General features: G+C 73.1%; 12 protein-coding genes. 1 reads left to right on the top strand and 11 read right to left on the bottom strand.

Going from position 1 to position 13,917, the window contains the following annotated elements; all coding sequences use genetic code 11:
* Window positions 1-2: 2 nt before the first annotated feature.
* The 11 genes from CWOE_RS11150 to CWOE_RS11100 form a co-directional block, all read right to left on the bottom strand.
* Window positions 3-1,646, bottom strand: coding sequence for an ABC transporter substrate-binding protein (locus CWOE_RS11150; protein ID WP_012933712.1), 1,644 nt, complete (start codon window positions 1,644-1,646; stop codon window positions 3-5).
* Window positions 1,647-1,779: 133 nt separating this feature from the next.
* Window positions 1,780-2,487, bottom strand: coding sequence for a TetR/AcrR family transcriptional regulator (locus CWOE_RS11145; protein WP_012933711.1), 708 nt, complete (start codon window positions 2,485-2,487; stop codon window positions 1,780-1,782).
* Window positions 2,488-2,490: 3 nt separating this feature from the next.
* Window positions 2,491-3,591 carry a phosphotriesterase family protein gene (locus CWOE_RS11140; RefSeq protein ID WP_160165502.1) on the bottom strand — a complete coding sequence of 367 codons (1,101 nt, stop codon included), beginning with the start codon at window positions 3,589-3,591 and terminating at the stop codon, window positions 2,491-2,493.
* A 127-nt stretch (window positions 3,592-3,718) separates the two neighbouring features.
* Entirely contained in the window at window positions 3,719-4,459 is a 741-nt protein-coding gene (locus tag CWOE_RS11135) for a TetR/AcrR family transcriptional regulator (RefSeq protein ID WP_012933709.1), read from the bottom strand.
* Between the two features lie 13 nt (window positions 4,460-4,472).
* A complete protein-coding gene (locus tag CWOE_RS11130) occupies window positions 4,473-6,005 on the bottom strand; it encodes a GMC family oxidoreductase (RefSeq protein WP_012933708.1) in 1,533 nt (510 codons plus the stop codon).
* Window positions 6,002-6,904 carry an amidohydrolase family protein gene (locus CWOE_RS11125; RefSeq protein ID WP_012933707.1) on the bottom strand — a complete coding sequence of 301 codons (903 nt, stop codon included), beginning with the start codon at window positions 6,902-6,904 and terminating at the stop codon, window positions 6,002-6,004. Before CWOE_RS11125 ends, CWOE_RS11130 begins: the two co-directional genes overlap by 4 nt.
* Before the next feature lie 2 nt (window positions 6,905-6,906).
* Window positions 6,907-7,920 carry an oligopeptide/dipeptide ABC transporter ATP-binding protein gene (locus tag CWOE_RS11120; protein ID WP_012933706.1) on the bottom strand — a complete coding sequence of 338 codons (1,014 nt, stop codon included), beginning with the start codon at window positions 7,918-7,920 and terminating at the stop codon, window positions 6,907-6,909.
* On the bottom strand, window positions 7,917-8,858 hold the full coding sequence (locus tag CWOE_RS11115; RefSeq protein ID WP_012933705.1) for an ABC transporter ATP-binding protein: 942 nt from the start codon (window positions 8,856-8,858) through the stop codon (window positions 7,917-7,919). Before CWOE_RS11115 ends, CWOE_RS11120 begins: the two co-directional genes overlap by 4 nt.
* The gene (locus CWOE_RS11110; protein ID WP_012933704.1) at window positions 8,855-9,721 is read right to left on the bottom strand and encodes an ABC transporter permease; all 867 of its coding nucleotides are present in this window, start codon (window positions 9,719-9,721) and stop codon (window positions 8,855-8,857) included. Before CWOE_RS11110 ends, CWOE_RS11115 begins: the two co-directional genes overlap by 4 nt.
* Window positions 9,712-10,659 carry an ABC transporter permease gene (locus CWOE_RS11105; protein WP_012933703.1) on the bottom strand — a complete coding sequence of 316 codons (948 nt, stop codon included), beginning with the start codon at window positions 10,657-10,659 and terminating at the stop codon, window positions 9,712-9,714. Before CWOE_RS11105 ends, CWOE_RS11110 begins: the two co-directional genes overlap by 10 nt.
* An 8-nt stretch (window positions 10,660-10,667) precedes the next feature.
* Window positions 10,668-12,224 (bottom strand): ABC transporter substrate-binding protein, encoded by a 1,557-nt coding sequence (locus CWOE_RS11100; protein WP_160165501.1) that lies wholly within the window; start codon window positions 12,222-12,224, stop codon window positions 10,668-10,670.
* Between the two features lie 211 nt (window positions 12,225-12,435).
* On the opposite strand from CWOE_RS11100, the gene CWOE_RS11095 reads away from it, so the two are divergent.
* Complete coding sequence (locus tag CWOE_RS11095; protein ID WP_012933701.1) at window positions 12,436-13,908, top strand: choice-of-anchor D domain-containing protein; 1,473 nt, start codon at window positions 12,436-12,438, stop codon at window positions 13,906-13,908.
* Window positions 13,909-13,917: the final 9 nt, after the last annotated feature.

Below are 13,917 nucleotides of genomic sequence, written 5' to 3'. Positions count from 1 at the left end.
GCCTACCCTCTCCCGCCGAGCGTGTCGGCCCAGGGGGACGACAGGTAGACCGAGGAGGCCGGCGCGCCGGTCAGCTTCGAGCTCATCACGAGCACCGTGTGCGGCGAGACGGTCGCGATCCAGGGCAGCTCCTCGGTGATCGTCTGCTGCGCCTCGGTGACGAGCCGCGCGCGCTCCTGCGGATCGGCGGTGGCGCGCGCCTGCTCCAGCTTGGCGCTCGCGGCGGAGGATCTGTAGCCGTAGTAGTTCTGGCTGCCGTCGGCGAACGTCAGCGGCGCGTAGAGCGACGCCGGGTCGCCCCAGTTGGCGTAGTTCATCGTCGCGAACGCGTCGACCTGCTTGCGCGCGTCGGCGTCGACGAAGAGGTTCGAGTAGACGGCCGCCGGGCTCGACTTCAGCTTGACTCTCAGCCCGATCGCCTCGGCCGCGGTGCGGTAGGCGTTCGCGTCGGTGTCGATGTTCTGCAGCTCGCTCGACGTCGCGATCGTGATCTCTCTGCCGCTCGCGCCGGCCTCCTCGACCAGTCTTCTGGCCGCGTCGAGGTCGGGCTCAGGCGCGGGGAGCGCGTCCCACGCGGCGCTGAAGACGTCCTTCGCGTAGCCCCAGGTGCCGGGGCTGGCGAGCGCACGCGAGGGCTCGGCGGTGCCCTTGAAGGTCGTCGCGACGATGCCCTGGCGGTCGAGCGCCAACGACAGCGCCTGGCGCACGCGCACGTCGCCGAGCGGGCCGTCGAGGTTGAGGATCATCGCGCCGACCATGTACGACGGCCCCTCGTAGACCTCGACCGCGTCGCTCTGGCGCAGCTGGTCGAGCGTCGAGAGCCCGAGCGGGTAGGTGCCGTCGATCTCGCCGGTCAGCAGGCCGGCGGTGAGGGCGGAGTGGTCGGGCACTCCCTTGAAGCTGAGCTCTCGCACGTGCGGTCTCACGCCGGAGTTCCAGTAGTCGTCGTTGCGCACGAGCTGGACCGCGCCGCCGGTTCTCCAGGCGCCGAGTCTGTAGGAGCCGGTGCACATCGCGCCGCCGCTCGGCGTGCCGTAGTCCTTGCCTCTCTCCTGCGCGTACGACTTCTTCACCACCACTCCCGCCATGAACGAGAGCACGCCCTCGAGCCAGTAGTCCGGCCGTCTGAGCTTGAGTGTCACCTCATGCTCGCCAGTCACGGTGACAGTGTCGACGCTACCGAAGTTGCTCGCCCAGTACCCGCCGACTCTCGGGTCGCGGTTGCGGTCGATGCTGTAGACGACGTCAGCCGGGGTCAGCGGGCTGCCGTCCCAGAATCTGACGCCGTCGGCGAGCGTGAGCACGACCGTTCTCGGGTCGCGGTAGGAGAGTCTCGCCAGGCCCGGCGCCGTCGTGCCGTCCGGCTGCTGGCGCAGCAGCGACTCGCACATCAGCGCGACGACCTGACGCTCGGGATAGTCACCGGCGAAGATCGGGTCGACCGTGATCGTGTCGCGGTACATCGCCCACGTCGCGCTGTCGACCTCGGCGGACCCGGCGGGCGTCGTGGCCGAGAGCGGAGCCGATCTGCTCACGCCGGCCGTCGTGCCGCCGGCGTCCTCGCTGGATCGGCCGCAGCCGGCGCCAAGCAGCGCGACGCCGACTGCGACGGCGCCCGCGACGGCCCGGAACGAGTGTGCCCTCATGCTCTGCTACCTCTCTCTTCGCTGGTCCGCGTTCGCCCCGTCCGAGCTTTCGAACTTGTCGAACGCTCGATCAATTGAAGAGCAAACGAGAGCCCACGTCAAGCGCACGTCCGGATCCTCCCGCGCGGGGCGATCAGGAACGCGCCGGCTTGCGGCGCGGCTCGCTGCGGATCTCCACCAGCGGCAGGTACAGATCCGGCGACGGGATCTCCAGATCGCCCACCACGACGGGTCTTCCGCCGCGCCGCGCGCCGGACAGCGCGAGCCCCATGTCGGCGAAGCGAGCGCACAGCTCGGGGATCGAGACGTCCCCTCTCGGCTTGTACCACTGCGCGACGCCGGTGCACATCTGCAGCAGCGCGAGACGGTCGACGCCGCCGCGGTCGGCGAACTCCCCCGTCTCGGCGCCCTCGCGCAGCACTTCGACCCACGTCGCCTCGTACGCGTCGCGCTCGGCCAGCATCGCCCTGCGGGTCGTGCGCGCGAGCGCTCTCAGCTCGTGGTCGGCGACGCCGGCCGTGCGCGGGTTGCGAGCATGCAGGGCGACGTGGACGCCGATCAGCGTCGCGAGCCGCTCGCTCGGGCCGTCGAGGCCCTCCAGCGTGCGCGCGCTGGCGTCGAGCAGGCGTTCGAGCGCCTGCCGCATGACGGCGACCAGCAGCTCGTCCTTCGACGCCGCGTAGTAGTACATCGCCGAGACCGCGACGCCGGCCGTGTCCGCGATGTCGCGGATGCTCGTGCCGTGGAAGCCGCGCTCGGAGAAGAGCCAGGTCGCGGTCCTCAGCAGGTGCAGCTCTGTGCGCTCCGAGCGCGCGCGGCGCGCCGGCGTCGTGCTCGCCATCGGCTACGCCAGCGCCAGGATCGCGGCGGGGTTCTCGACCGTCACGCGCCGCACGGCGGCGGCGTCCATCCCCATCCGCCGCATCAGCGGCACCGCCTGCTCGAGGATGTGCGTGTAGCCGGGTCCGCCGTAGCGCCGCAGGTAGACCTTCTGGCAGATGTCCTGGGCGATCAGCAGCCGGTCGCCGAAGCCGGCCTCCGCGAGCGCGATCAGCCACTCGATCCGCGTGCGGTCGTTGGGACGGCGCGCGTCGGGGTTGAGGCCGTAGTAGCTCGACTCCTGCCCGAACAGGTCCAGCTCCAGCCAGCAGCCGGTGCGGGCCAGCTCGACCATGTCGTCCAGCTCCCACAGCGTGCGGTCGATGTGCGACATGATCGTCCGCTCCGGCGCGCCGCCGGCCGCCTGCACCTGCCGGATCGCGTCGAGCGGCGCCTGCGGAGCGCGCCCCGGGTGGATCTGAAGCGCCGCGCCGGTGATCGCCTGCGCCTCGGCCGCGGCCGCGAGCACCGTCGCCTCGGTCGGGTGGACGGGCCAGCTGAGCCCGATCTCGCCGATCAGGCCCGCGCGGACGCCCGTGTCGCCGACGCCGTCGCGGACGTCGCGCACGATCTCGTCGCGGATCGCCTCGCGCGCGACCTGATCGAGCCCGCGCGGGTGGTAGTCGTGCACGTAGTAGCCGCTGCCCATCACGATCTGCACGCCCGTCGCGCGCGCGACGCGCGCCAGGCCGAGCGGGTCGCGGCCCATGCCGACGGGCGTCGAGTCGACGACCGCTCCGCCGCCGGCCGCGCGGTAGAGCGCCAGCTCCGCGACGGCGTCCTCCTCCGACAGCAGCCGCATGTTGTCCTGGTTGAGGACGTTGCGGCGGATCCAGTCGTAGTTGCCGAGCGCGATCGGCTCCGTCACGCGCTGCCGCACGCTCGCCGGGAACTCGCTGCCGACCGACATCGCGCCGGTGCCGGTCGAGACCTGGTCCTGACCGGCCAGCGTCTGCAGGCCCCACGGCTGGATGATCGACGACATGTCCGACAGCACATGCTCGTGCGGCTGGGTGTGGCCGAGCGTGTCGGCCGGGACGTCGCCGAGCACCGTGCGCACCCGCACGGACGAAGGGTCGGGGGCGGCGGGAACGGACATCGGCAAGCACACACCTCTCAGGACGGCCGCACGCGGGCGGCGGGACGATGCCGAGGTGATGCTATCGAACGCTCGATCAACGAGCGAGCAGCCGTCAGGCGCCCGACGGCTTGCGACGCGGCTCGGTCGGGATCTCGACGAGCGGCAGCAGCCGCTCACGCGGGGCGAGGTCGAGCGCGGCGACCTCGACGGCCTCCCCGCCCCGTCGTGCGCCCATCAGCGCGAGGCCCATGTCGGCGAAGCGGTCGCACAGCTCGACGACTCTCATCTCGCCGCGCGGTCTGTACCAGTGCGCGACGCCGGTGCACATCTGCAGCAGCGCGAGGCGGCCGACGCGGCCGCGCTCGACGAACTCGCCGCCGTCCACCCCGGCCCGCAGCACCGCTTCCCAGCGCGCCTCGTAGACGTCGCGCTGGGCGAGCGTGCGCTTGCGGACGGGCGCGGGCAGCGCGTTCAGCTCCTGGTCGATGACGCTCGTCGTGCGCGGGTTGCGCGCGTGCAGCGCGACGTGGACGGAGATCAGCGTCGCGAGCCGCTCGCTCGCGCCCGAGACGCCCTCCAGCGCCTCGCTGCTGGCGCCGTCGAGCCGCTCCAGCCCGCGCTGCATCACCGCGTCGAGGACCTCGTCCTTCGATCTCGCGTAGTAGTACATCGCCGACACCGCGACGCCGGCCGCGTCCGCGATGTCGCGGATGCCGGTGCCGTGGAAGCCACGCTCTGAGAACAGCCAGGTCGCCGTCTGGAGCAGGTGCAGCTGCGTGCGCTCGGACTGCGCGCGGCGCGTCTGCTCGGCCGCTCTGCGCGGGGCTCTTCTGGTCGGCGTCTTCTCGGCCATCGGAGGCAACAGCCTATGCGACCGCCTCCGCGACGTGCGCGGCGAGCGCGACGACCGACAGGTTCGGGGTCGCACGCGGCACCGCCGGGAAGATCGAGGCGTCGACGACCCAGAGGTTGTCGCAGCCGTGCAGACGCCCGCGCGGGTCGACGACGGCGCCGGCGGCGGGATCGGACCCGAGCGCGCAGGTGCCGGCCGGATGCCAGTAGTGCGCCACCCCCCGGCGGATCGCGTCCTCCCCCGTCTCCGTCCCGGCGCTGAGCGCGTCGAGCGGCTCGCCGAGCAGCGGCGCCAGCGCCGGCGACGCGGCCAGCTCGCGCATCCGCTCGAGCCCGTGCCGCAGCGCGGCGAGGTCGGCGTCCTCTTCGTCGGCGAGGAATGCGTGGCCCAGCAGCGGCGCCGCGAGCGGATCGGCGGAGCGCAGCGTCAGCGCACCGCGCGAGCGCGGCGTCAGACAGCCGGCCGGCAGGTGGCAGACCCAGCGCCCCTCCTCCCGCGATGCCCACGGGAACAGGTGCAGGTCGAACGGGCCGTCCCCGCCGGGGGAGCGGAGCTTCGCGATCACCTGCTCCTCAGGCGCCGGACCGAACGCCGCCAGCTCCCGCGCGAGCCGCTCGCTGCCGGCGAAGCGCAGCTCGGCGGTCGGATGGTCGTGCAGGTTGCGGCCGACGCCCGGCAGCGCCAGCCGCGGCTCGATCCCCAGCGCGCGCAGCTCCCCGGGCGCGCCGACGCCGCTGCGCAGCAGCACGGCGGGGCTCCCGTAGGCACCGGCGCAGAGGACGAAGCGATCCGCCTCGATCGTCGTCGCGGTGCCGTCGCGCAGCACGTGCGCGCGCAGGACGCGCGCGCCCGCCAGCTCGACACGGTCGACGTGCGCGTCGGCGAGCACCCGCAGGCGTGCCGTCCCGCGCACGTCGTCGAGGTGGGAGAACGCGGCGTTCCAGCGGACGCCGTGCGCGACGTTGACCGGCGAGGGGCCGCAGCCGACGCCGCCGTCGAGGTCGAGCAGGTCGTCGGTGCGCGGGACGCCCTGCGCGAGGAGCCCGTCGAGCGCGGCCCGTTGCAGCGGCGTCAGCTCGTCGTCGCGGTAGTGGCGGACGCGCATCCGCTCGGCCGCGTCGCGCAGGCGGCGTTCGAAGCGCTCGGCGCCGGCGCCCGCGCCGTCGAGGCCCCACGCGTCGTAGTCGGCGCGCAGGCCCGCCGTCTGCGAGCAGCCGTTGTGGGCCGAGCAGCCGCCGATCACACGCGCGCGCTCGAACGGGAGCGTGCGGCCGCCGGGCAGCGGGCCGCTGTCGTAGCCCCAGTCGTGCGATTGCGGCAGCGTCAGCGGGTCGAGCAGATCGCCCGGCCAGCGGCCGTCGGCGTGGGCGCCGTAGTCGGGTCCCGCCTCGACGAGCAGGACCGAGGCGCCGGTCCGCTCGATCAGCGACGCGGCGACGACCGCCCCCGCCGTGCCGCCGCCGAGCACGGCGATGTCGGCGCGCAGCGTGCCTGCCGCGCGGCCGGCGCCCGCGCCCGCTCCCGCCCCCGCGCGCGCTCCGGTCACGCCGGAACGGCGTCGCGCGTGCCCGCGAGCAGCCTGCGCGCGTTGCCGGCGAGCAGCGCCGCGAGCGTCTCCTCGCGCAGGTCGAGGTCGCGCCACTCCTCCAGCGCGCGCTGCTGCGGGAAGACCGGCCAGTCGGTCGCGAACAGCACCTGGTCGCGCAGGCCGCGGTCCATGAAGTGCCGCAGCAGCTCCCAGCCCGAGCCGGGCATGCCGACGTACTTCGGCGCCAGCCCCCCGAAGTCGATCAGCACGTTGGGGTGGCGCCGGGCGACCGCGACGATCTCCGGCACCCACGGCCACGCGCCGTGGCAGGCGATCAGCGTCGCCTCGCGGAAGTCGCAGGCGATCTGGTCGAGCCGGACGGGCCGCTCGGCCTCGATCGGATGGCTGCGCGAGTAGTTGACACCGGTGTGCAGCGCGATCGCCAGCCCCAGCTCGGTCGCCTTCGCGTAGATCGGGTACATCCGGCGGTCGTCGAGCGCGAGCCCGAAGAACGACGGCTGCAGATTGACGCCGCGCAGGCCGAGCGCGCCGACGCGCTCGACCTGCCGCACCGCGCGCATGATGTCGAGGCGGTCGAGGCTGACGGTGCCGAAGCCGGAGAAGCGCGCCGGCTCCTGCGCGACGAGCCGCCCCAGCTCGTCGTTGAACGCGTCGGCGACGTCGCCCTGCTCGTACTCGGCGTGCACGATCGCGTGGTCGACGCCCGCGGCGTCCATCTCGGCACGCAGCTCCCCGACGCTCTTCGTCCACGCCGCGCCGATGTCGAGCACCGCGTCGTAGTCGTCGTAGACCTCGCCGGCGTCGCGCAGCGCGACGCGGAGCGGGCTCGGCAGCCGCACGCGCGCGTCGATCACGGCTGCGTCGGGGAGCGGGAACGTCGCGGGTGTCTCGGGCATGGTCATCCTCGATGGCTCTGGGGCGCTGTCTCGCTCACGCGCTCAACTATATCGAACGATCGATCAATGTTCCACGCGAGATGGCAGGCGGCCACGGCGCCGTCCATGTCGATCGCCGGCGGCACGGCGGTGCCGCACAGCGCCATCGCCCGTGGGCAGCGCGGATGGAAGCGGCAGCCGGCGGGAACCTCCAGCGGGCTCGGCGGCTCGCCGCGCACGACGACCGCGGCGTCCCGTCTGTCGTGCATCCGCGGGACCGCGTCCAGCAGCGCGCGCGTGTACGGGTGCCCGGGTCGCGCGAACGTCGCGGCCGTCGGCCCCTCCTCCACGATCGCACCGAGGTACATCACGGCGACGCGATCGCACAGCCCGCGCACGGCCGCGAGGTCGTGCGAGATGAAGAGGACGGCGAGGTCGAGCCGGTCGCGCAGCTCGTGCAGCAGGTTCAGCACCGCTCCTGCGACCGACGCGTCGAGCGCGGCGACCGCCTCGTCGGCGACGAGCACCGCCGGCTCGACGGCGAGCGCACGCGCGATCGCGACGCGCTGGCGCTGCCCGCCGGACAGCTCGCGCGGCAGCACGTGCAGCTGCCGCCGCCCGAGCCCGACCAGCTCCAGCAGCTCCAGCGCGCGGCGCTCGGTCTGCTCCGGCGGGACGATCCGATGGCGCCGCAGCGGCTCCCGCAGCGTCTGCATCACCGTGCGCCGTGGGTCGAGCGACGCGCCCGGGTCCTGGTAGACCATCTGGATCCGGCGCCGCAGCTGCGGCGGCCGGCGTACGGGCGCCGGCACGCCGTCGACCACGATCCGCCCGCTCGACGGCTCCCTCAGCCCGACGACCGTGCGCGCGAGCGTCGACTTGCCGCAGCCGCTCTCGCCGACCAGGCCGAGGATCTCGCCGCGACCGAGGTGCAGGTCGACCCCGTCGACGGCGCGCACGCGCCGCGTGCGCAGCGGCCCCGAGCGGACGGGGTACTCGACGACGACCCGCTCGACGTCGATCAGGTGCGCGCTCATGTTCCCTCCGAGACGGTCGCCGGTCGGTGCTCGTGGACGCAGGCCGAGCTGTGCGCGGGCGCGCGGCCGTCGAGCCCCGCGACCGGCGCCTCGCACGCGGCGTCGCGGTGGCCGCAGCGATCGCGGAAGCGACATGCGATGTCGTAGTCGGCCGGATCGGGCGGCGACCCGGCGACCGAGCGGAACCTGCCGATCGGGCCGTCGATCGCGGGGACCGCGTCGAGCAGCGCCCGTGCGTACGGGTGCCGGGGACGATCGAGCACCTGCGCCGCGGGGCCGATCTCGACGATCTGGCCCGCGTACATGACCGCGACCACGTCGGCGACCTGGCGGATCACCGCGATGTCGTGGCTGACGAAGACCATCCCCAGTCCGCGCTCGGCGCGCGCCTTGTCGAGCAGCGCGAGGATCTGCGCCTGCAGCGTCACGTCGAGCGCCGTCGTCGGCTCGTCGCACAGCAGCACCCGCGGCTCGGTCGCGAGCGCCAGCGCGATCGCGACGCGCTGGCGCAGGCCGCCGCTCAGCTCGTGCGGGTACGCCCGCGCGCGCAGCTGCGGCGCCGGGATCCCGACCGCCGCCAGCAGCTCCAGCGCGCGCCCGCGCGCCTCGCGGCGGGTGACGCCGGCGTGGCGGCGGATCGTGTCGGCGACGAAGGCGCCGACACGCATCGTCGGGTCAAGCGAGCCGTGCGAGTCCTGGAAGACCATCGCAAGGCCCTCGCCGCGGACGTCGCCGCCGGCACGCTCGACGCCGGGGGGAAGCAGGCCCATCGCCGCCCGCAGCGCCAGCGACTTGCCGCAGCCGGACTCGCCGACGATCCCGAGGCACTGCCCGGCGCCGACCGCGAACGAGACGCCGTCGAGCACGTTCGTCCGCGTGCCGGCGCGCGGGATCGTCACGCGCAGGTCGGTGACCTCGAACACGCTCGCCGCGCTCATCGGTCCGCCTCCGTGCCGGCGTTGAGACGATCTCCCAGCGCGGCGAAGCTCGACCCGAGGATCACGATCGCGAGCCCCGGGAACGCCGCCAGCCACCAGTGGCCGCGCAGAAACAGCTGGCCCTCCGCGACCATCGCGCCCAGCTCCGGCGTGCCGGCCTTGACGCCGAGCCCGAAGAACGACAGCACCGCGATCCCCTGCAGCGCCATGCCGAGGTCGGTCGCGAGATAGACGAACGACTGGTGCAGCGAGTTCGGCAGCACGTGCCGCAGCAGCACCGCCGGGCGCGAGAGGCCGAGCAGGTAGCTGGCGGAGACGTACTCGCGCTCGCGCACCCGCCGCACCTCCGTGCGGATCAGCCGCGCGTAGACGATCCAGCCGAGCAGGCTGAAGGAGACGATCAGCGAGGCGGCGCCCGGCCCCAGCACGAACACGAGCGCGATCAGCAGGACGTAGACGGGCAGCGCCTGGAAGACGTCGGCGACCCACCGCACAGCGGCGTCGAGAACGCCGCCGCGGTAGGCGGCGACGGCGCCGATCAGCGTCCCGATCAGCATCGGCAGGCCGGCCGCGAACGCGACCAGGACGAGGTCGGTGCGCAACGCGAAGATGATCCGCGAGAGCACGTCGCGCCCGAGCGCGTCGGTCCCGAGCAGGTGCTCGGCGCTCGGCGCCTGGAGCTGGTCGAGCGACTGCTGCGCCGGGTCATATGGCGCCAGCAGCGGCGCGAAGATCGCGGTCAGGACCGCGAGCGCGAGGATCCAGGCGGCGATCGAGCGCGTCCAGCGACGGGCGCGCGAGCGGCGCGGGGCGACCGGGGCGAGGCTGAGCGCCGGCGCCGGGTCGGGAGCGGTCACTGCCATGTCGTCCTCGGATCGAGCAGCGCCACCGCGAGGTCGGCGAGCAGGTTGAGCGTGATGATCGCCGCGCCGAAGATCAGCGTCAGCGCCTGGACGACGGGGAAGTCGCGCTGGGCCGCGGCGCTGATCAGCTCCGTGCCGAGGCCGGGCAGCCCGAACGTCTGCTCGACGACGACGGCGCCGAACAGCATCGCCGACGCCTGGAAGGCGAGCAGCGTGATCGCCGGCGGCAGCGCGTTCCGGAGCAGGTGGCGGCGCACCAGCGGCCAGCCGGAGAGCCCGAGCGAGCGGGCTGTGGTGACGTGGTCGGCGGCGAGCACCTGCCGCAGGCTCGCCGCCGCGCTGCGCGCCAGCAGTGGCGTGCCGGCGAGGCCGATCGTCAGCCACGGCAGGATCATCGAGCGCACGTGGCCCTCGAAACCGACGCCGTAGCCGCCGACCGGCAGCCAGCCGGTGCCGAGCGCCAGCAGCGACGCGAGCATCAGCCCGACCCAGAAGACCGGGCAGTTGAGCACGATCGTCAGGACGCGCCCGCACGCGCGCGCCCGGAGCGACCGCGGCCGCAGCGCCATCAGCAGCGCCGCGGGCACCGCCAGCAGCGTGCTGACGATCAGGCCGCCGACCATCAGCCACACCGTCACGCCGACGCGATCGCCGACGATCGTCGTGATCGGGACGCCGGTGCGATTCGAGCTGCCGGCGTCGCCGTCGGCGAGGTTCGAGACGTAGGTCCCGAACTGCGCCGCGACGGAGCTGTCGAGGTTCAGGTCGGCGCGGACCTGCTCCACCTGCTCGACCGTCGCGCGCGGGCCGGCGACGACGCGCGCGGGATCGCCGGGCATCAGCTGCTGGAGCAGCACGACGATCAACAGCAGGACCGCCAGCACCGGCACGACCTGCAACAGCCGGCCGGTGACGAAGCGCGATCGTCCGACGGACATGGTCCCGCTCACCCGCCCCAGAGACGATCGGCCGGGTACCACAGGAACGGCGTGACGTCGAGGCCTCGCACGCGCTCGGAGACGGCGAACAGCCGATCGGGGTACGCCGTCGGGATGTACGGCAGGTTGTCGTGGATCCAGGTCTCGGCGACGCGGGTCGCGGCCTCCCGCTGCTCGTCGGTCTGCGCGACCTCCAATCTGTCGAACGCGTCGGAGATCGTTCTCATCGGCAGGCCGGAGTAGAGCCCGTTCGTCGCGACGATCAGCCCGAAGATGTCGCCGACGGTCGGCGAGACGCTGCTGACCTCGCCGAGCGAGAGGTCGTACTCGCCCTTCATCTGGCGATCGACGAGCACCTGCACCTCGAGCTTCTGCAGGTCGACGTCGATGCCGATCGCTCTCAGCTGCGCCGCCGCCGTCTCCCCCGCGCGGGTGGACGACGGCGTCGTCGCGTCGACCACCAGCTCGACCTTCGCGCCGGGCTCGTACGAGGACTTCGCCAGCTCGGCCTTCGCCTCCTCCACGCCGGTCTCGTAGGTGCAGCCGCAGCCGACCGAGCCCTGCACGAGCGGCGGCAGGCCGCCCTCGGCCGGGACGGCCATGCCGCCGAAGACGGCCTCGATGTAGCGCGCGCGGTCGACCGCGAGGCTGACGGCGCGGCGGAAGTGGATGTCGGAGCCGGGCGCCTTGCCGGCGTTGACGAAGATCCCGTGGATCGTCGCCGACGGGTGCAGCACCTCGCGCTGGTCCTCCGGGAGCTGGGACGCGAGGTCGAGCGGGACCGACTCGATCATGTCGGCCTGCCCGCTCTGGAAGCGCAGCAGCTGCTGGTTGGGGTCGGTGACGACGTCGTAGGTGATGCGGTCGAGGTACGGCCGCGCGCGGTCGTAGTAGCGCGGGTTGCGCTCCAGCACGATCTGCTGGCCCGGTCTGTACGCGGCGACGACGAACGGACCGGCACCGATCGGTCTGGCGAAGAACGCCGTGCGGCTTCTGCCGCCGAAGTCCTTCGGGACGACGACCGAGGAGCCGTTGCTGAGCCAGGTGAGCGTGAACGTGCTCGGCTTGTCGAGTCTGACGACGAGCGTCCGCGGATCGGGCGTCGCAGTCCCCGTGATGCTTCTGTACAGCGAGCCCATCGAGAGCCCTCTGCGCCACAGCCCGACCGAGAAGGCCGCGTCGGCCGACGTCACCGGAGTTCCGTCGCTGAACGTGACGCCTCTGCGCAGCGTGAACGTGATCGTCTTGGCCTGCGGGTCGAGCTTCCAGCTGCTCGCCAGGCCGGGCTCGATCGATCTGCCGTCCCGCGCCGGGCGCACGAGCCCCTCCATCACCTGCGGCAGCGACTCGAACGAGGCGAGCTGGATCGCTCTGTCCGGGTCCCACCCGTCGATGTCGGACGCGCGCAGAATCGTCACCTCGCCACCGCGTCTCGGTCTGGCGCCCTGCGCCGTGTCGGCCTGGTCGGGCGCGTCACCGGAAGCGCCGCCGCAGCCGGCCGCGACGAGCGTCCCGCCAACCGCGAGCAGCATCGAGAGGCTGCGAGTCGTAAGGGTCCTTCGCACCGTCACATCTCCCTCGTCAGATCGAACGATCGATCAGTGAATCTAGAAGCGCGACACTCTCTATGTCAAGCGGCGCGGTCGCCTGACCGCGCTCAAGCTCGATCGGCCATGGCCGACTAGTGGTGTACGGGTCTGCCCTGACGTCGTCGGGGCCGCTCGCATGGGCGGAACCTCGAACCGGGCGGATCTCGCGCGGAAGGACGGAACGGATATGAGACGTGCTCGGACGCTCGTCGCGACGCTCGTCGCGATCGTGACGGCAGCACTGGCCGGCGCAGCTCCGGCTGCCGCGGACATCTGGTGGGGATCGCTGGGAACGCAGTCGATCGGGTACGCGTCCGCCGACGGCAGCACGGTCGACCGCGGCGTCATCGACAGCGCTTTCAACCCGAATGGCGTTGCGACCGACGGACGACACGTGTACTGGACCGAGATCGGCCTCAACACGATCAGCCGGATGGACGCCGACGGCGGTGGGATGCGGCGATATCACGTCAGAGCGACCGCCCCGTCCGGGATCGCCGTCGCCGGCGAACATCTCTACTGGACCCAGGCCAGTGACGGGGCGATCGGGCGCGCGCGCCTCGACGGCAGCGAGATCGACCCCGGATTCATCGCGGGCGCAGCGGCCACTCGCGGCATCGCCGTCACGCGCGACCACATCTACTGGGGACGATCGGGCGGAGGCGTCGCGCGGGCGACGATCAACGGCGTCGGGACCGATGCGAGCTTCCTGCCCGGCATAGCCAACCCGCAGGCGCTCGCCACCGACGGCCAGCACCTGTACGTCTCCGACGTCGGCAACGCGCGGATCGGTCGCGCCGCACTCGACGGCAGCGGCTACGTGCCGGCGTTCGTGAACACGTCCGCCCATTCGCTCGCGGTCGACGACGGCCACCTGTACTGGACCGACCAGGGCGCCGCCGCGATCGGCCGCGTGCGGCTCGACGGCACCGGCGTCGAACCGCTCTTCATCAACGGAGTGCAGAGCCCCGCCGGCATCGCCGCTGCGGCGGCACGCGTCCGTACGTTGAGCCTCAGCGCGAGCGGCCTCGCGTTCCCGGCCCCCCAGGGTCTGCAGACCTTCTCCGCGCCCGCCCAGGTCACCGTCACCGCGACCGGCAACGGCGACGTGACGCTCGGCGCCGCGCACATCTCCGGCACCGGCAGCGCCGACTTCCTGCTGACGGGCGACGACTGCTCCCGGCGCGTGCTGCGCAGCGGCGAGGCGTGCACGCTCTCGGTGCGCTTCGCGCCGGTGATGCTCGGCGCGCACTCGGCCGAGTTGAGCCTCGGCAGCGACACCGGAGGCGGCACGCTGCGGATCGGGCTCGCCGGCACCGCGATCGTCCCGGCCACGGGCGCCGCCGCCGGCGGCGGCTCATCCGGCGGCTCCGGCGGCCCCGGCGCCTCCGGGGCTGGCGGCAGCGGCGATCAGACCGGCCGTCAGGTGACCCGCACCCGCTGCGTCACGAACACACTGACAAGCACCCCCGCGAAGAAGCGCAAGCGGACGAGCGGCAGACGCAAGACCGCCGCCGCGAAGCGCCCAGCCTCCGCCACGACGTCGGCCGCACAGAGAGCCGCCGCCAAGACGAAGCCGGCCCAGCGGAAGAAGGCCGCCAGACGCAAGACGGTCGAGCGCAAGCGCTGCGCGACGGTCGTCGAGCCGCGCACGCACTGAGCGGCGGAT

The sequence above is a fragment of the Conexibacter woesei DSM 14684 genome, from assembly GCF_000025265.1.
In the GTDB taxonomy this organism is placed as follows: domain Bacteria; phylum Actinomycetota; class Thermoleophilia; order Solirubrobacterales; family Solirubrobacteraceae; genus Conexibacter; species Conexibacter woesei.
This window is presented reverse-complemented; position numbering and strand designations above follow the sequence as displayed.